This window comes from Dechloromonas agitata is5, assembly GCF_000519045.1.
In the GTDB taxonomy this organism is placed as follows: Bacteria; Pseudomonadota; Gammaproteobacteria; order Burkholderiales; family Rhodocyclaceae; genus Azonexus; species Azonexus agitatus.
Genome location: NZ_KI912532.1, coordinates 2,724,845 through 2,742,810, shown reverse-complemented (window position 1 = coordinate 2,742,810; position 17,966 = coordinate 2,724,845). Strand labels below are relative to the sequence as shown.

Genomic DNA, 17,966 nt, shown 5'->3' with positions numbered 1-17,966 from the left:
ATGAAATTCTCCCTCTTTGTATTAGTTTCCTGTCTGGCCTGCCAGACTGCCGTCTTCGCCGAGACTGCCCATGTTCCTGCGAAACCAGCCGAGGAGCCAGGAAAGGTGGTGGCCAGCGGAACCGTGCCCGATGAAGCGGCTCGGGCTGCCATCCTGACTCGCTTGCGCGAACTCTACGGCGCGCAGAACGTGGTCGATCGCCTGGAGGTGGGGGGCGTTGTGCCACCACCGAACTGGTCGGAAAACATGGCCAAGATCCTGACGCCCAACCTCAAGCAGGTGCATAAGGGGCAGCTGCAGGTGAATGGTACGCAGATCGCCATCAAGGGCCAGGTTGGCAACGAGGCGCTCCGCCAGCAGGTGGTCAGCACCCTGGCAACCTCGCTCAACCCGACCTATTCCATCGACAACGGCTTGGTGGCGGCCGGTGGCGAGGCACAAAGCCTGCTTGACAAGACCTTGTCGAACCGTGTGGTGGAGTTCGAAAGCGGCTCGGCAACGCTGACCCCGGCCGGCCGGACCATCCTCGATGAAATGGCGGCGGTGATCCGGCAAATCGGCAATCCGAAAATTCAGTTGATCGGCCATACCGACAATCTGGGTAACCGCCAGGGCAACGTCATGCTCAGCCTGGCGCGAGCCGATACGGTACGGCAGTACCTCGCCGAGAAGGGCGTTCCGGCCGATTCACTGAGCGCCGTAGGCGCTGGGCCGGATCAGCCAGTGGCGCCCAACGACACCGTGGAAGGCCGCGCGAAGAACCGACGTATCGAGTTCCGTCTGGCCGGCCAGTGAAATAGGTGGCCGCCAGCGAGGCGGCCGGCAGATCAGCGGGGCGTTTCGCTACCTGGTTCGACGCCGAGCAACTCCTCCATCCGCAACAGCGCGCTGTCGTCCTTGACCACTGTGCGCAACCATTCGTGCAAGGACATGCTGCCCCAACGGGCAGCTTTTTCAGCCAGGTAGGCAACCGGGCTGTGCGGTTCGGTGCGCCGGAAGAAACCGGCAATTTCCTGCAATTGGCGAATGGCCTCTTCCCGTGAGCCGATGGGCCCGGAAATGGTTGCCGGGCATTCCCCGAAGCTTGGCTCGATGCGCTCGCGGTGCTGAGGGTTGGGGCTGGCAGGCTCCGTCGGTGCCCCAACGGCTATCGCCCCTGTGTCGCTTCCGGCATGGCGTTGAAAGAAACGGGCAATGTCTTCCAGCACATCGAACGCCTGCCCGAATGCCGGTGAAAGCTTCCCCATACGGGAATCCAGCAGGATTTGCACTGCCTTGATGGCATTCCTGGTTTGTTCGGCCTGGTATAGCCCATCGGCGAAGTATGCTCGGGTGGTATCGCTGACGGCGGCCTCGAATTGCTCCAGTGAAACGCCAGCCTGCCGGGTGATTTCTTCTGCTTGGCCGGGGTTGCGTTCAATTTGTCTGGCGACAGCACGCGCCGCCTCCAGGTCGATCAAGGAAAACTTGCCTCTTGTCGAATCGGTGAGGGCGATATCGCGCAGCAGCCGAGGTGTCTGGTTGGCCAGCCAGTCGAGAACGCCGACGCGTTGTTCGAGGTCGCCATCCTCTGGCTGAGGATGGATGTCATTCCAAAAGCTTTCACATAGCGCAGCAAGCAGCGTGTAAGCCTCAGCCAGACCAGCCAGGCCATCGATCTTGCAACGCGCTTCGATCAGCCAGCAGGCAACACGCAGATCCTTGGATTTATTGGCCAGAATGCCCAGGCAAAGGCGCGCAACGCCGGGCCAGTCGGCTTCCTTGATCTCGACCACCCATTCTCCCTGCGAAATCGATGGGTCATCGAAGCGGCGCGCCTCCTGAATGGCATCAAATTCTGGCGAAAAAATCAGATCTTCACCGCAGGGTCCAAGCGGCGGGGGGAGGGGAAGGGTCAAGGATGCGATATCCATAATGCATTTCCTGTGTGGAAAATGAATATTTTATACGCATATTCATTTGTCGTATAACTTCAACCCCATGCTCTTGCACCCCGATGATTCTGAACGGGCCAAAGTGATGATTCCATTTCCATAAAAAGGCTTTTTAGTATGGCATTCGTCACGTAGAATTACATGCCATTTGAATTTGCAACGAACGGGACTTGCCCGTTGCGAACGCTAGAGGCTACTCACAGACCATGCTGCCTGTCTTTCTTTCGGACACCCGCCTATTTGAAATGGCCTGGCGCGACGGCGCCGGGCCGGAAATACCTGTTGAAGCCTGGTGGGGGAGGGAGGCGTTATCGTCCGGGTTCGAGCTGTGCATTGATCTCCTTTCGACTGATGCCCATCTTGAACTCAAGCAATTCCTCGGGCGCGCCGTGCGGCTGGACAGCCGCCTCTCGGACGGCAGCAAGGCCAGCCGCACGGGGCTTGTTCGCGCCGCCCAAAAGCTCGGTACCGACGGTGGTTTCGCCCGCTACCGCCTCACCGTCGTTCCCTGGATCTGGCTCCTCGAGCGCGGCCGGCATAACCGTGTCTTTCAGGAAAAGACCGTCATGCAGATCGTCGAAGCCGTTTTTGCCGACTACGCCGACATTTCCGCCTGGCAATGGAGCGAAGAAGTTGCCGGCTTTCTCGCCGATGCCCGGCCACGCAGCTACTGCGTGCAATACGGTGAAAGCGACTACACCTTCGTCTCCCGGCTGCTGGCCGAAGAAGGCATCGGCTGGTGTGTCGAAGACGACAAGGATGCCCCGGCTGGCCACCGCCTGCGACTCTTCGCCGACAGCCAGCGCTTCCCCGAGGACACTCTGTCGCAATCCCCCAACGGCGGGCTGGGCATCCGCTATCACCGGGCCGACTCGCAGGAGGACCAGGACAGCATCCTCGCCTTCGGCCAACACCGGCGCCTGACTAGCAACCTGCTGAGTGCCGTCAGCTACGACTACAAAGCCAAACAAAGCATCAACCTCAACATTCCCGGCGCCAAGCGCATGGGGGGGGCGAATGCGCCGCTTCTCGAAAGTTACGACGATCCCGGTGTCTACGCCTGGGCCAACGCTGCCGAAGCGGAGCGCTACGGGCGGCTCGCCATGGAAGCCCGCGAAGCGCGGCAAAGTGGCTGGCTTGGCCGGAGCACCGTGCGCAGCCTGCGCCCCGGCACCTGCTTCGACCTCGTCGGTTTACCGGTCGATCCGGCCAATCCCTCCGCTGAACATCGGTACACCGCCACCGACATCCTGCACCTTGGCATCAACAATCTCAACAGCGAAACGATTGCCGCCGTTGCGCAAAGGTTGGGGCAGGGCAATCTGCGTACGGAGGGGGATGGCCTGGCCACCGACGATCCGGTCAATCCGCTCGCCGCTCCCGCGTCACTCCCTGCCGAACTCCTCCAGCTTGCCCAGTCCCACGGCTACGGCAACCGTTTCGACGCCCACACCGCCAACACCCCTTGGCGTCCCCAACTCGAAGACCGTTCGGGCGCCCGCCTCAATCCCCGGCCCACCGCGCCCGGGCCGATGAGCGCCCTCGTCGTCGGCCCTTCCGGTGAAACTCGCCCGAATGGGGCCGACGAGCTCTGGTGCGACGCCCTCGGCCGGGTCAAGATCCGCTTCCACTGGCAACAAGCCGAAGCGCCGGACGATAGAGACTCCTGCTGGGTCCGTGTTCTCAGCCGGCAAACCGGCGCCGGGATGGGCTGGCAATGGCTCCCCCGTATCGGACAGGAAGTCCTCATCGACTTCATGGGCGGCGACATCGACCGCCCCGTCCTCCTTGGCGCCCTCTACAACGGGCAAGGGGAGGGCGGTGTGACTGCGACCCCGGGCGGCCAGGGCCAGGCCGAAGCCGGCGATGCGCTCTTCGATCCCGCCACCGACCACCGCCCCAGCGGCCAGGGCAACACCACCGGCGGCAACAGCCCCGCCTGGCACGGCAGCGCCGCCGGCGGCCATCGCCACCACGCCGCGCTGACCGGCTTCAAGAGTAAGGAATTCGGAGGGCAGGGCTACAACCAGCTCGCCCTCGACGACACCGACCAGCAACAACGCATCCAACTCGCCACCACCCAGCACAGCAGCCAGCTCAACCTCGGCCACCTCATCCACCAGGCCGACAACTACCGCGGTTCCTTCCGCGGCACCGGCATCGAACTCCGCACCGACGCCTGGGGCGCCCTGCGTGCCGGGCAAGGCATGGTCATCACGACATGGGCCGGCACCCCGGAACAACCCGCCGGCGACATGGCCCCCGCCATCGCCCTGCTCAAACAAGCCGATACCCTCGCCCAAACCCTCAACCAGGCCGCCGCCACCCACCAGACCGTCCAACTCGCCAGCAGCCTCGGCACGCAAGGCAACAACCAAAGCAAAATCGACGAACAGGCCGCTCCACTCAAAGCCCTGCACACCCTCAGCCGGGGCATGGTCGATCCGAAAGACCAGGGCACCGCCCAAAGCGACGCCCAACAAAAGAACACGGGTACCACCGACAAACTCCCGCACCTCACCGATCCGGCCATCCTCCAAAGCGGTAAGGCCGGCATCGGTAGCATCGCCGGCCAGAGCCTGCAGTTCGCCAACGGCGAAGCCCTGACCCTGGCCAGTGGCGAAGACACCAACCTCGCCGTTGCCGGAAAGGCCAGAATCCACACCGGCCAGGCCATCGGCCTGCTGGCTGGCGCCATCGCCCCGGGTGACGGCAACACCGGCATCAAGCTCATCGCCGCCAAGGACGACATCGACCTGCAAGCGCAAAGTGACGAAATGAAGTTCTTGGCGAAGAAAGACGTGAAGCTTGTCTCAGCCACCCAATACATCGACTTCGCCGCCGCCAAGAAGATTCACCTCGCGGTAGCCGGTGGCGCCAGCATTACTATCGACGGCGGCATTACCGTGCAGTGCCCGGGAACGATTACGGTGCATGCGAGCAAGAAGAGTTTTATGGGACCAGAGCAGGGCGACTATGCGTTGCCGGTGTTTCCACAGAATGTGTGTGTGGCGTGCCTATTGAAGGCCATGAATAGCGGTTCTGCATTGGCCAAGGTCTAATAATCCCCATGGCTTACTACGCAGTCAGATCGTACGATTTCCCGGCATTGCTAGCTGATTTGTTCGGACGAGTGGTGAATGCCGCCGAGGGGCACTACTGGTATGCCTTGGTCGACACAGCTTTCGATCACGAGGGAAAAACGCTTCGCATCCCTGGCTGCGAAGGATTGGCCTTGTATCAGCAAGGCCAGTTAGCCGCGCTATCCGGCGTTTCCCCTGCCCTGTATGCGTTGTCGACCGATGATACTGATCAATTGAAGCGTCAATTGTCACGCATTTTGCATCATTGCCAAGGCCGCCCGATGCTCAGTTTCATCCGTTCGAAATTACGGGTAAGCGATCTGAGCAAAGGCTGGCAGAGGTTGCTCGAAGTCGAAACTGAAGAGAAAGAGCGCTACCTGCTGCGTTTTGCCGATACGCGGGTGCTTCCAACGCTCGCCGGTCAGGAAAAGATATGGAAGCGTCTGGCTGCTGACGCAACAGCATGGTGGACTATTGGGCGCGATGGTCAGTTACTGGATTTGGCATTGCCGGCATTGCCAGAGCACAACGAAGAAACGCTGCAAATCGACAACGACTGCTTGGCGGAGTTACTCCGCGCCGGGGAAGTCGATGCCATGGCAGATTACATGGCGGGCAATTTTCCGGATCTGCTTGCAGTTCGTGACGGCTATGCCAACTACGAGATACTCGACCAAACACTGAGGCTTTGTTCAGGGCAATGTGTATTCGGGACAACCGATCAATACGCATTAGGTGTAGCGGCGTTATTTACGGATGGCCGACTACTAACCGCCCCTGAGACTTCGACTTGGCTATCAGAGAAAACTTGGGGCGAAAAAGGCATCGAAGATGCATTGGCAGAATTTATGGAAAACAAAGGATTTTCATGAGCAAACAGCTTCAATCGACGAAGGGCTGGTTATTGGTATGCTTGATAGGGGTCGTGCTGGGGGCCTGTTCCGGAGATGAAACCGTCGCGGTGAGCTATGCGGCATACAACCACACGGATAAGAGCATTGTTTCCATCATCATCAACGGCGAAGGTGGCATTTTGGATGCCTCTGCCCACGGAGGAGGTGGCAGCATGTGCTGTGTCATTTTGCCCAAACGTTGGCGTCCGGGATTGATGGCGACGATTAAATGGCAAGAAGACGATATTCCGATATTCAACCGAGACGGCACGCGAAAAGTGATTGATGGCGTGCCAGCAACGAAGGAATCGCCATGGAAAGAACGGACGGTAGAAGTGCCAAAGTACAAGGGTGAGATGGGAACGTTCTTTATTCACATCTTTCCGGGTGACGAGGTAAAGGTACTGATGAATATATATGACGCCGGAAGTCCGCAGCATCCACTCCCCCATCCCTCAGGATTTAAGAGAGAGGGCTAATTCATGACAACGATTTCGCCTCCACCATTTCCCGAATCCGGCCAGCGCAAGCTTTCTGCGCGGGAGGCCATGCAACGTGCCAAGGCGACTGCCTGCACGGTACCCAAAGACAATAAGCCAACCTGTTCCGGGCAGGTCTTTGTTGGCCTGTTTTTCGATGGCACCGGCAACAATCTGGTTGCGGACTATGAGGAGCCACCAGTCGAGGAGCGCAAGCACAGCAATGTTGTGCGGTTGTTTCACACCTTTCGCGATGAGCGGGAAAAAGGCTATTTGCGGCACTACATTCCGGGTGTCGGTACCAAATTCCCCAAAATTGGTGATGACAATACTTACCTTTTCAAGAAAAACCGGGGTGCCATCGGCGGCGAGCGGGGTGAGAACCGCATCATTTGGGGGCTACTCCAACTGCTGAACTCGCCGCATATCTATGTCACGGGCGCCCCCCTGATATTGGATGACGCAGCAGCAAACATCGCCAACACCTTGGCAGGTTTCGGCTCGCCAGAGGCGCAGCGACGTATGGCGCTTCGAACATGGCAGGATAAGCTTGCGGCAGCGTTGAAAGATCGCAAGCCGGCTGTTGAACAGATCAATGTCTCGGTGTTCGGCTTTTCGCGCGGCGCGGCGGAGGCACGGGTTTTTGTGAACTGGTTGTTTGAGGTCTGCAAACAGGAGGGCGGTGGCTGGACGTTTGCCGGCATTCCCATTCGGTTACAGTTTCTCGGCATCTTTGATACGGTGGCCTCAGTGGGCTTAGCGAACCTATCCGACTCAGGAACCCTCGCCGGTCACCAAGGCTGGGCGGACAATACGCTGGAAATCAATCCGGCGGTGGAGCGTTGCGTGCATTTTGTGGCCGGGCACGAAGTCCGTGCCTGTTTTCCGCTCGACTCAGTGCGCGTCAAATCCGACTACCCAGCGAATGCCATGGAGGTGATGTATCCCGGCGCTCACTCCGATGTTGGCGGTGGTTACGCACCCAAAGCGCTGGGGGTTTCGCCGGTGCCGGATGCCTTCATGTCCATCATCCCCGGAAAGAGGATGTATGAGGAGGCAATCAATGCCGGGGTGCCCTTGAAGGAGTGGGAGCATCAGTTGGAGGAACGTTTCAAGAAGGATCTCACGCCTTCTGCAGCGGCCATCGCCGATTTCAATGCCTATATCAAGGCGGCCAAAATCGGATCGGGCCCGGTCGAAGACTTGGGACGGAAGCATATGGCGTATTACTTCAGCTATCGCTTCAAGCACCGTAACGCCTTTTTCCAGCGCTCACCGTATACCACCGCTTCAGCCAAGGATCAGGGTTACCTACGATCTACACAAAACTGTTTCATTAAGCGTCTCAGTTCGTTGACGCCCGCGTTTGATCCGGGCAAACCGCGCTCCGATCGTGATCAGATCGCGTTGTCCTCTGATTTTGATCCAGTCAAATCAGCGGAATTGCATGAAAAAATGCTCAAGGCCGCAGGGTTGCCGCTCAGTGCCGCGGATAAGCATGCTATTCGTGTCGCAAAGCAACTTGATGCCAGATCAGTAACGCCGGAGATGGAAACGTTCTTTGATCGCTATATCCATGACTCCATGGCTGGCTTCATTGATATGGGAATGGATGAATATCAGATGAACAGCATTGGTATTCTGAAATTCAGAACGGTATTCAAGGGGAATGATTGACTAACCAAGGGATTCTGGGAAAAACTTTAGATTATCGACTTGCCGCCTCGACGGTGGTTTCGCCCGCTACCGCCTCACCTGGGTCTGGCCGCTCGGGCGCAGTCGGCACTGAGGTGCCCCCGGTTTTAGTGCCAAGGGCGTTTTAGTAAAAGTCCTTGGGTTGTACCGTTAAAGACATTCTTCGGCGGCTGGCTGGGCAGAGGTGGTTGCCCGATGCTCGGCCGCGAACTCTGCCGGGGTTTGATAATTCAATGCGCTGTGCGGCCGATGCTGGTTGTAGTCCCGGCGCCAGGCGGCGATCAGGATACGAGCCTGTGGCAAGCTCGTAAACCAATAGTCATTCAGGCACTCATCTCGGAAGCGTCCGTTGAAGCTCTCGATGAACGCGTTCTGCGTGGGTTTCCCGGCCTGGATCAGTTTGAGCTGAACGCCATGCTGGCAGGCCCACTGGTCGAGCGCTTTGCCGGTAAATTCTGGTCCCTGGTCAGTTCGAATGGCCTTGGGGTAGCCCCGGAAGCGAGCCGCCTGATCAAGAACACGCGTAACGTAATGGCCTGAAATGCCGAAGTCGACCGCGAGATCGATGGCCTCCTTGCTGAAATCATCGACGATGGTCAGCACCTTGATCCGGCGGCCATTGGCCAGCGCGTCACTGACAAAATCCATCGACCAAACTTGGTTGGGCTCGGTAGGGCGTTCCAGTGCCTGCCGCTCAACAGCCACACCATGTCGCTTTTTGCGGCGCCGAACTGACAGACCGGCATCACTGTAGAGCCGATAAATCCGTTTGTGATTGGCTCGAACGCCCTCTCGCCGAACCAGCGCATGCAAGCGGCGATAGCCGAGCCGGCGGCGCTCGCCGGCCAGTTCGACCAGCCTGGCTTGCAACTGCTCGTTCTCCGGCTGCGCCTTCGATACGTAATGCAGGACCGTGCGTGACAAACCCACCAGCTGGCAGGCACGGCGTTGGGAAATTGCTGTCGCTTTCCGCATCACCATGACTGACTCACGCTTTTGCTGGGGGCTCAGCGCTTTCGGCCCAAGGCCGCTTTGAGAGCTTCGGCATCAAGGATCGATTCGGCCAGTAGGCGTTTGAGCTTGGCGTTCTCGGCTTCCAGTTCCTTCAGGCGCTTCGCATCCGGAACTGACATGCCGCCGAATTTCGCCCGCCAGTTGTAGAACGAGGCGTCACTGAAGCCGTGTTGCCGGCACAGTTCCTTGATCGCCACGCCGGCTTCCGCCTGCTGCAAAAAACCGATGATCTGCTCTTCTGAAAACCGCTTCTTCAAGTCCATTCTCCTTCTCGAAAACGGACTTTACTAAATTGCCGGTGGCACTGATTACGGGGGGCACCTCAGAAAAAACGCAAGTTTTTGGAAAGTTTTAGTTATCTGGAAGGCGCATAATTTGTATTATGTAAAATTATTATACAACCTCGGCAGCGCGAAGCCTGAAATCGTCCATTTTCAGAAAACCATTACCATTTGTTGCAACAAATGGTAGCTGACTCGGGTGACACAATTCTGTCCCTCAGATTCGAAGATTCATGGTCACAATTTAGCCCCCTGTGACTACAAACTAACCCAGCATACTGATTTTCTAACACCTTCAAAAAACAGTTGGCGACAAACATACCCCGTTCACTTAGCGAGCACGATCACGGTCAATTCTGTCCCTTGTATCTGCAATTCAGTTCAATAGCGGCTTCCATTTGCTTGACTATCTTCTGGAACTCACCAATCTCTGCTTTGGCCGACGTCCCCCCGTTTTCAGTAGCAGAGTGCTTTAGAGTCCGTGGGTAATTTACCCGATTTTTGGGTGAGTGATTTGGCATAAGCCGCAGGCGTCAAACCGCCCAGGGATTTTTTCGGTCGCTCCTCGTTGTATTCACGGCGCCAGCCTTCAATAACAATCTGAGCATGGCGTAGGCTGGTGAACCAGTGTTCGTTCAGGCATTCATCCCGGAAACGCCCATTGAACGATTCGATATAGGCGTTCTGATTGGGCTTGCCGGGTTCAATGAGGAAGAGTTGAACGCTACGGGCATGCGCCCAGGTCAGCATGGCACGACTACAGAACTCCTTGCCGTTGTCCGTCCGGATCGCCTTGGGCAATCCCCGTGTTTTGGCTAACTGATCGAGCACTCTGGTGAGTTGCATGCCACCGATCGCACGCTCCGGGACAATCGCAACCGCCTCGTGCGTTGCATCATCTACAACGGTCAGGCTTTTGATGACTCGTCCTTCCGCCGTCCGGTCAAACACGAAATCCATTGACCAGACCTGATTGGCTGCAGAAGGACGCTCTAGCGGGTGGCGATCCGATACAGGGATCTTCTTACGCTTTCGCCTTCTCACTTGCAGACCGGCCTCGGCGTAGAGCCGATCCACCCGCTTGTGATTCACCACCATGCCGGCCTGCCGCAGTTTCAAATAGATCATCCCGGCTCCGTAGCGCCGATGGCGTTGGGCGAGTGTGACGATCCGCTCCTTCAAAGCCGCATTGCGATCCGTCACCGGCCGGTAACGGAATGAGCTCGGACTCATCCCGATAAACCGCAATGACCTTCGCTCGCTGAGCCCCTTGTCGATCAGATAGCGCACCAGATCACGCCGTGATGGTGCGCTCACCACTTTTTTCTCAGGGCTTCCTTGGCGATCTCATTTTCCAGCATCGTTTCGGCCAGCAGCTTCTTCAAGCGCGTGTTTTCCGTTTCGAGCTCCTTGAGCCGCTTGGCGTCCGACACACTCATGCCGCCGAACTTGCTGCGCCAGAGGTAGTAACTCGCTTCTGAGAAGGCGTGTTTGCGGCACAGTTCCGCAACCGGCATCCCTGCCTCCGCTTCCCGCAGGAAACCAATGATCTGTTCTTCGGTGAATCGCTTCTTCATGTCCAATCTCCTTATCGTGAAAGATTGGACTCTAAAGTCAGCCGCTACTCAATTCCGGGGGGACGTCGGACGCTCCGCAAGTGCCGGTTCGTAAACTGTCGGCCAGGTGCTCAAGTCCTCGTGGGCTGTACCTGACAAGCCTTTAATCTGTCTCGCGAGGGGAAATGGGTAGTTGGACATCGCTGACTCCTCCACTACCAGCCCTCCTAAGAATTCAGAAGGTGCCTCTCGTCAGCATAGATGTATTTATTGGAAAAGACATCGCGTCAGGCAAATTTATTCCATATAGACGCCAAGATGTTGAAAATATCCATAGGAGCTATATTTTTATGAAATATTTTGTTTCAACAAATTGATACCAAACAACCCAAAAATGGTGAATTTATGTAGGCGCATTGGCTACATTTTTTTGAAACTCAACGGAAATGAGTCAATTCAACTCCCCCTCATCCAACTCTGGCAAACGCAGTATCGCAATCCCTTCATCTCTCAATTCATCGCACTCGTCCACTGTCGCATGGCCACGTATGGCGCGTTCAGGTGCTTCGTTGTAGTGAATTTTTCTCGCTTCGTCTGCAAATGACCGCCCCACATCTTCGCTGTTGGCCATGATTGTCTGTACCAATTGTCGATACAAGGCCATGGCTTGGGCACCTACCGGCATCAGGGCCGTACTATCCACGTTAGTGTTCGGCGCTGAAACCTGTTGAGCGTTTTTTGCTATGGCGACTGCAGATGGAATACGACGAATGCTATGACAATCGCACTGAGGACACATCACAAGGTGTGACTCAAGTTGCCGCTGGAAATCTTCGGCACTGCGAAACCAACCTTCAAATTGGTGATTGTTGCTGCAGCTTAGGTCGAAAATTATCATGTGCTGCCCGAGACAGGTCTGAACAAGGATTGGGTGGTGCCCGGGACGGGGGTCGAACCCGTACGCCTTTCGGCTCCGGATTTTAAGTCAACACTATTCACAAACAAGCACAACACGACACCAGATAACACATTGATTAATAAGATTATCTGCGTCTAAAAAAGTGCTGCATTGTGGTCAATAACGCCGGAAAGTGCGCTATGTTACACACGAATTACGCACTAAACCATGTTCCAAACGCACATCTAGACGATAGAATGCGCGGCTTGTCGAGTTCCCCCCTTGCCCGGGTGGTGAAATTGGTAGACACAAGGGACTTATAGATTGAGCACCGGGAAGCGAAAGCGCCCGCGTGAATCCCCTCAAATTCGGAGAAACCCCTGGCACATCGCCGAGGCAACGCCGAGCCAAGCCTAGCAATAGGAAGGTGTAGAGACTAGACGGGGGGCACCTACAGCGCATTGCGCCACGGTGAAGGCATAGTCCAGCGCACGAACAGCTAATGCTGGCGGCGAAAGCCGTAGTGTGAAGAAAATCCCTCGCCGAAAGGCGTACGGGTTCGATTCCCGTCCCGGGCACCACTCCCCTGCTCTGCTTCATACAGTAGTTTTGTATCATTGCCTCATGTACTGTACGCATAAACAGTATTTGGGGCTTATTGTATGGCACACGTCGAGATTTGGTATCGCTGGCGCTACTTCTGCGAGATCAGGCAGAAGTCATTTATTACCCGGTACCACTGCTCAGAATCGCAGATCAGAATTGAGCATCCCGACGCTGTGCCGGTAGAGTCATCCAGACGCGAGCAGGTCGTTTATGACTCTCAGGAGGAAGCACTAGCGGCAACCTCTACTGCTTGCCTAGCCAGGCCAAGGGATCAATAAAAACCCACCTGCTTGGTGGGTTCGGTTCGCTACTAGATAGCTCCAACACTCTCTACTGCAATACTTCGTGGCCTAACCTCGGCAACGATCAGATTGCCACCGGCAGCAGCATCTGGCGCATGCTCACGAATGGCTTTGACTTGGCGGCTGGTTAGCTCGATCAAGCCTTCCCGGCTAGCTGTAATGCCTTCCAGGCTAATCCCCAAGTCACCGGGCAGGATGGCATTTGCAATGTCTAGGTGCGCTTCTGTGTCATGGCCGATACCCTCGCAGCGGATCAGGTGAATAACGACTCTCCCGGCCTTCTGTGAGTACCCGGCAAGCACCATTTCAGCCCCGTGCGCGTACTTGTCCAGATGCTCGGTGCTTCCCTGCTGCGCCAGTGCGTAACTCATAACCAGTTCGGCACGCTCTGCCATCTGATCGAAGTTCGACATGGTGCAAAACTCGGCATGGGCCTTTTGCAGGAATGCCAGCGAGCCACGACAGGCGATAACCGCATTGAGGTGGGGAATGGTTAGCAGCTTGCTAACTTGGCCGCGAGAGCCATCGGGAAACACGGCTTCAGAGTCGGCACTAATCAAGGCGTGGTCGCCCATGTTGAGAGCGTTAATCAGGCTCATTGCGTAGACTCCAAGTGAATATTGATTGAAGGCGATCCAACGATCCCGACAGCAGCCTGGGCGGCATAGCCATATCCGGCACCCATTGCCAGACCTTCCTGGCCACCGACATAAACGCCGGTGTAGTACGCAACCACGGCAACGACGATCATCATGATGACTTTTGTTACATCTGAGCCACCATCGCCGCCACCCTGCGGAAGAAACACGACTGCCAGCGTGTCGCCATCTTTAACTTCCTCGTCCCAACTGGCGCGCAAAACGTATCCGCCATTGCGAACGACAACGACAGGCTTATTGGTTTGCGGCACCAGGGCGCGGATTGCTACAGGCTCATCCAATACCTGAAACTCGCGGCCCCGCATCGGATTAAACGGGTTATGGACGGTCAGACAATGCGCGGTAAAGCTCATTGTTCGTCACCAGAGGGCATTTCCGGCCCTTCCTGTGCGTTTTCTTGTGCGTTTGATGGGTGGGCTTGGCTTTCCTGCTTGGCGAGCTGATAAGCCTCTGCAATGGCCTGTGCGAGCAATTCCTGATTAATCATGTTTGGCATCCTTTAATGCTTGAATCTCTAGTTCGGTGTAGATCCAGGCGGCAGCTTTCGAGTCGAAGGTCTTGACGTTGTAGCGGCTCGGATTCATGGCCAATAGGCCGATGGCGGCGCGTAGCTGCTGCTTCCTGATCGCTGGCGACCAACGTTGATACTTAATCGAGCAGTTGGTGCAAATCGCAAAGACGAAATACACGCCTGCGTCGTCCTTGTTGGCAATCATCCCGTCCGGCCTGCCCAGTTTCAGACGGCACATAGGGCAGTTCTTCGTCGTCGTCATCTGGGGTTTGTCCGGAGAATTCTGGTTCATACTCAATCGGCATACATTTCCCACGGTTTCGGCGTGTTCTTGCCTGGGCGGGTTCCAGCACTATCGGCACGAATGCGGCTCGATACGGGAAGGCGCAGCTTTGTTGCCAGTGTCGCCATGGCCTTGAGTTGCAAATCCCGAATGGCAATCGCCGGGTGCGGTTTTGAGCCGTCAGCAGTGAAAATGCCTTCCTCGGCTAAAGCCTTGTTGGTTTGTTCCAGAATCAGAACGCAACGAACAAAGTTATCAAGCAGTGGCAGATCGCCGGCTGAAAAGTGATCGGCTGGATATGCGCCAACAATGTCATCCCACAGCGATACAGCATGTTTCGGCAGTCCTTTCGGTGCTTTGGGGCGCGGTTGTTCCAGATTGACGACACAGAGCCGCTCTACAGTAGATTTCGGGCCTCTTAGTCCCATTTCGTGCTCCTAGAAAAATACGGGTAACTCACAAGCGCATTAACCGGTCGGTGTCCTGTTTTTAGCCTTTTTGACTTTGCTGGGGCCTCCGGGGGGTGTGCGGCCACCGTTCTGCATTCATGGCGCCGCACTGCCGGGGTTGCTGTGAGCGCGGTACTCACCGGCTTATCCGCGTCCGGGATAACCTCCCGGAAGGTCGAGGAGCTATCGGTCAGTAACCGGCTTTGGTTCAAGCTCTTTGATATGAACATCAGCCAGGTCACAGGTAATCACGCTGACGCCATACCCGGTAATCCACCATGCGTTCTTGCCATACGGCATGACAGATAAACCTTTGTCCTGGCAGTAGCGCAGGATGTTCTTGCGGCGTCGTTCGTTAATGAAGTCCTGAGCAGCCATTACAGGGCGGCGACGGCGCGGCGTACTTGGCGAACTTCATTGAGAATCAGGGCCAGGCGCAGTTGCTGGAAGTCGTGAGCAATGGCGATTTTGTCGATAAGGTTCATGGGGTGTCCTCTAGAGGTTGAAGGGCCAGCCGGAGCCAGCCCTTATGCTCAGTCGTTAGGCTTTCGGCGTGATCAGGCGAGCAGCACCCACCGCACGGAACGTAGGGATGAATCGCACTTCGCCCAGGATGGTGCGAATGTTCTTGGTGAAGTCATCGCTATCGGTGCCAACCTCGATCGTCATCTGATCAACGATCAACAGTTCAATGTGGGCGGTATCCAGCAGCAGAGCCTTGCCAGCGGTAACAGACGGCGACAGCACCACGTTCAAGCCACGCAGCGCCATCGGCAGAGCGCCGAGGTAATTGCCGCTCAGGTAGTGATCGTTAGCCGTACCGCGTGCGGTAGTCAGCGCCAGCCAATCGGCCGGGTTCAGCGCAACAGAATCCGGATTGAAGCCAGCCAGTTGCATGGTGGCCACGCCTTCGGAAATGGCATCGGCCAGAGCGGTGTACACCAGGCTGGTGTAAGCGGTAGCGTGAGCCAGCAGGCCGTTAGCGCCGCCCCAAGAGCCAGAGCAGAGATAGGTATCCATCGCGGTGCCGATACTGCGCACCAAAGTGGAATCAACGGCGGTTTTCAGTTCGGCGCTATCCGTCAGCGCCTGCTTGGAAATCTTGCTGTAGCCTGCGATGGTTGCCGCCGGTTGAACAATCAAGCTGAAGGTAGGACGAACAGCGGCCTTCGCTGCGCCTTCGGATGCTTGCTTGGCAGCAGCACCTTCAAGGGCCAGGAAGCGGCTATATTCAACAGCAGAGGTAGCGCCGATAACACGACGCGGCAGAGCGTTGAAGATACCCAGCGGAGCGCCTACCGGGATACCGACGCCAGCGGATTGAATGGTGCGAGCATCGGAGGTGGTGAGCGCATCGCCAGCGGCTTTGATCTCAAGGCGAACATTCGGGGCTTTCGCCAGCAGTTCGGCATTCTCAGAGAAAGCCTTCGATACCAGGCCAGACAGATTACCGCCCTTGGTTTGCAGACCATCGTTGTCGGGTTGCATAACGCCACGCTGCTTGATTTGCAGAAGTTCGTCGGCTAGTTCCTTGGTTTTAGTGGAAACCTCTTCAAACTTGGAAGCAAAACCATTTTCAAATTGAACAAGGGCGCGCTCGATAGTTTCTAAAGTACTCATTTGTTAAATCCTTTCGTGGGTGTGGTTATTTGAAAACTGTTCCGCAACCTGTTTTTTGGCATCCTTAATACTCATGCCCTCGGAGCGCAGGAGTTTTTCAAAGCGGCGTTTTGCACGGACAAGCTCATAATCCGCTTCATGTTTGGATTTTTGCTTGCTGGCAATCAGGTTTGATAGAAAAGTTTTCATAACCAACAATTTATCAGTTATCACCGCCATTATTTGCCGACATTTTTCTAGCGTGTTCAATATCACGCTGTGCGGTTCGGTAATCCCCCCAGAATTAGGGGCGATCAGAAGTAGAGCTACGCGGCCATGGCCAGCCGCTGTTTTGGCGTGATGCCGCCCAAGGCCATGTTTGGGCGGTCGTGATTGTAGTCGTACATCCACTGGGTGGCGAAGAGCTGGACTTCATCGAGGTCTGCCCAGCAATATTGCGATAGCCACTCGTAGCGCACTGTCCGGTTGAAGCGCTCGACGTAGGCGTTCTGCTGGGGCTTGCCCGGCTGGATGTAATCCATCTTGATCTGCCGCTTTTCTGCCCAGTTTTGCACCAGGCCGCTGATGTTCTCCGGGCCATTGTCACATCGAATGGCGGCTGGTTTCCCCCGCCATTCGATGATCTGCTCCAGGGCACGGATCACCCTCTCGGCCGGCAGCGAGAAATCGATCTCGATGCCCAGGGCTTCCCGGTTGAAGTCATCGATCACATTGAACAACCGGAAACAGCGCCCGTCTTCGAGCTGGTCATGCATGAAATCCATAGACCACACCTGGTTGATGGCAGTCGGCACGGCCAGCGGTTCCGGTTTCTCCCGCACCAGCCGTTTCCTGGGCTTGATCCGCAGATTCAATTCCAACTCCCGGTAAATCCGATACACCCGCTTGTGATTCCAACCAAAGCCCTTCACGTTGCGCAGGTACAGGAAGCACAGCCCAAATCCCCAGTTGCGGTGGTTGTCGGTTAGCCGCATCAGCCAGTCGGCGATTTCCTCATTCTCGGCATTCTTCTTGGCCGAATACCGATAGCAGGTCTCGCTCACCTGGAAAATGTCGCAGGCCAAGCGGATCGAAATTCGCTTTCCGGCCACCACTTCCTTGGCCATCTCACGCCGGCGAGATGGCCGACCTACTTTTTTCCCAGGTACTCCTTCAGAATATCCGCCTTCAGGCGCTCCTCGGCGTACATCTTTTTGAGCCGCGCATTCTCGGCTTCCAACTCCTTCATCCGGGCCATCATGGACACGTCCAGGCCGCCGTATTTCGCCCGCCATTTGTAGAACGTCGCCGAGCTGATTCCCAACTCCCGGCACAACTCCGGCACCGATAGCCCACCCTCGACCCGCTTCAACGCCTCGATGATCTGGCTGTCCGAAAACTTCGACTTCTTCATGCAGAACTCTCCCTTTACGAGAAAATTCTACCTCTGACCGCCTTTATTGGCCGGGGGGATTACCGTTCGAGTTGAAACGCCAAACCGTTTAGCGATTGCCTGGGTAATTTCATCGTAGGCCATGCCATTCGCCAGCATGTTTGACGCGGCTTTAATCCGTCTCTCGCTCCTGCTTTGCATCGGCAGATAAATCGTAGTCCCAGCGTACTTGTCCAGACAGGCCAATAACATTAACTCGGCCCGACCATCGGGCATTGCCTTGATTAACTCGGCTATGAACTGCTCGCCGCGAGGGGTGGTGGTTTTCATG

At 56.5% G+C, this 17,966-nt stretch carries 19 protein-coding genes; 5 read left to right on the top strand and 14 right to left on the bottom strand.

Annotated elements, in window-relative coordinates:
* Nucleotides 1–795 (top strand): OmpA family protein, encoded by a 795-nt coding sequence (locus K420_RS0113400; RefSeq protein WP_027458511.1) that lies wholly within the window; start codon nucleotides 1–3, stop codon nucleotides 793–795.
* 32 nt (nucleotides 796–827) lie between these two features.
* Here the strand turns inward: K420_RS0113400 and tssA are convergent, their stop codons facing one another.
* Complete coding sequence (tssA, locus tag K420_RS0113395) at nucleotides 828–1,913, bottom strand: type VI secretion system protein TssA (protein WP_051453137.1); 1,086 nt, start codon at nucleotides 1,911–1,913, stop codon at nucleotides 828–830.
* 266 nt (nucleotides 1,914–2,179) lie between these two features.
* Here tssA and K420_RS19035 point away from each other — a divergent pair, with 266 nt between their 5' ends.
* Genes K420_RS19035 through K420_RS19020 form a run of 4 tightly spaced genes read left to right on the top strand, consistent with a single transcriptional unit; the run spans nucleotide 2,180 to nucleotide 8,066 of the window.
* Nucleotides 2,180–4,996, top strand: coding sequence for a type VI secretion system Vgr family protein (locus K420_RS19035; protein WP_232422783.1), 2,817 nt, complete (start codon nucleotides 2,180–2,182; stop codon nucleotides 4,994–4,996).
* A gap of 8 nt (nucleotides 4,997–5,004) precedes the next feature.
* The gene (locus tag K420_RS19800; protein ID WP_051453136.1) at nucleotides 5,005–5,889 is read left to right on the top strand and encodes a DUF4123 domain-containing protein; all 885 of its coding nucleotides are present in this window, start codon (nucleotides 5,005–5,007) and stop codon (nucleotides 5,887–5,889) included.
* Entirely contained in the window at nucleotides 5,886–6,389 is a 504-nt protein-coding gene (locus K420_RS19795; protein WP_051453135.1) for a DUF3304 domain-containing protein, read from the top strand. Before K420_RS19800 ends, K420_RS19795 begins: the two co-directional genes overlap by 4 nt.
* A gap of 3 nt (nucleotides 6,390–6,392) precedes the next feature.
* A complete protein-coding gene (locus K420_RS19020; RefSeq protein ID WP_198293851.1) occupies nucleotides 6,393–8,066 on the top strand; it encodes a T6SS phospholipase effector Tle1-like catalytic domain-containing protein in 1,674 nt (557 codons plus the stop codon).
* Between the two features lie 168 nt (nucleotides 8,067–8,234).
* Here K420_RS19020 and K420_RS0113370 read toward each other — a convergent pair.
* The 13 genes from K420_RS0113370 to K420_RS0113300 all read right to left on the bottom strand — a co-directional run bounded on the left by K420_RS0113370 (nucleotide 8,235) and on the right by K420_RS0113300 (nucleotide 17,965).
* Nucleotides 8,235–9,355, bottom strand: a protein-coding gene (locus K420_RS0113370) for an IS3 family transposase (protein WP_088177879.1) whose coding sequence is annotated in 2 segments (ribosomal slippage) — nucleotides 8,235–9,106 and nucleotides 9,106–9,355 — 1,122 coding nt in all. Because the reading frame shifts where the segments join, the coding sequence is not laid out codon by codon here.
* Nucleotides 9,356–9,835: 480 nt separating this feature from the next.
* Nucleotides 9,836–10,956, bottom strand: a protein-coding gene (locus K420_RS0113360; RefSeq protein ID WP_157275099.1) for an IS3 family transposase whose coding sequence is annotated in 2 segments (ribosomal slippage) — nucleotides 9,836–10,704 and nucleotides 10,704–10,956 — 1,122 coding nt in all. Because the reading frame shifts where the segments join, the coding sequence is not laid out codon by codon here.
* A 430-nt stretch (nucleotides 10,957–11,386) separates the two neighbouring features.
* Nucleotides 11,387–11,833 carry a DUF1178 family protein gene (locus K420_RS20205; RefSeq protein WP_027458505.1) on the bottom strand — a complete coding sequence of 149 codons (447 nt, stop codon included), beginning with the start codon at nucleotides 11,831–11,833 and terminating at the stop codon, nucleotides 11,387–11,389.
* A gap of 916 nt (nucleotides 11,834–12,749) precedes the next feature.
* Complete coding sequence (locus tag K420_RS0113345; protein ID WP_027458504.1) at nucleotides 12,750–13,340, bottom strand: hypothetical protein; 591 nt, start codon at nucleotides 13,338–13,340, stop codon at nucleotides 12,750–12,752.
* Nucleotides 13,337–13,753, bottom strand: a complete 417-nt coding sequence (locus K420_RS0113340) for a ubiquitin family protein (protein WP_157275098.1) — start codon at nucleotides 13,751–13,753, stop codon at nucleotides 13,337–13,339. Before K420_RS0113340 ends, K420_RS0113345 begins: the two co-directional genes overlap by 4 nt.
* Nucleotides 13,750–13,887: a hypothetical protein gene (locus K420_RS20545; protein ID WP_157275097.1), complete on the bottom strand. Its 138-nt coding sequence runs from the start codon at nucleotides 13,885–13,887 to the stop codon at nucleotides 13,750–13,752. Before K420_RS20545 ends, K420_RS0113340 begins: the two co-directional genes overlap by 4 nt.
* Nucleotides 13,880–14,203, bottom strand: a complete 324-nt coding sequence (locus tag K420_RS0113335; RefSeq protein ID WP_198293850.1) for a hypothetical protein — start codon at nucleotides 14,201–14,203, stop codon at nucleotides 13,880–13,882. Before K420_RS0113335 ends, K420_RS20545 begins: the two co-directional genes overlap by 8 nt.
* A 2-nt stretch (nucleotides 14,204–14,205) precedes the next feature.
* Nucleotides 14,206–14,622, bottom strand: a complete 417-nt coding sequence (locus K420_RS20540; RefSeq protein ID WP_157275096.1) for a hypothetical protein — start codon at nucleotides 14,620–14,622, stop codon at nucleotides 14,206–14,208.
* A gap of 204 nt (nucleotides 14,623–14,826) precedes the next feature.
* The gene (locus K420_RS20535; RefSeq protein ID WP_027458501.1) at nucleotides 14,827–15,021 is read right to left on the bottom strand and encodes a hypothetical protein; all 195 of its coding nucleotides are present in this window, start codon (nucleotides 15,019–15,021) and stop codon (nucleotides 14,827–14,829) included.
* A 162-nt stretch (nucleotides 15,022–15,183) separates the two neighbouring features.
* The gene (locus K420_RS0113320; protein WP_027458500.1) at nucleotides 15,184–16,263 is read right to left on the bottom strand and encodes a phage major capsid protein; all 1,080 of its coding nucleotides are present in this window, start codon (nucleotides 16,261–16,263) and stop codon (nucleotides 15,184–15,186) included.
* A gap of 3 nt (nucleotides 16,264–16,266) precedes the next feature.
* On the bottom strand, nucleotides 16,267–16,512 hold the full coding sequence (locus tag K420_RS0113315; protein ID WP_198293849.1) for a hypothetical protein: 246 nt from the start codon (nucleotides 16,510–16,512) through the stop codon (nucleotides 16,267–16,269).
* A gap of 56 nt (nucleotides 16,513–16,568) precedes the next feature.
* Nucleotides 16,569–17,656 (bottom strand): IS3 family transposase gene (locus K420_RS0113310; RefSeq protein WP_198293780.1). Its coding sequence is split into 2 segments (ribosomal slippage): nucleotides 16,569–17,404 and nucleotides 17,404–17,656, totalling 1,089 coding nucleotides; the frame shifts between segments, so codons are not numbered across the junction.
* A gap of 27 nt (nucleotides 17,657–17,683) precedes the next feature.
* The gene (locus K420_RS0113300; RefSeq protein ID WP_027458498.1) at nucleotides 17,684–17,965 is read right to left on the bottom strand and encodes a hypothetical protein; all 282 of its coding nucleotides are present in this window, start codon (nucleotides 17,963–17,965) and stop codon (nucleotides 17,684–17,686) included.
* Nucleotide 17,966 lies beyond the last annotated feature (1 nt).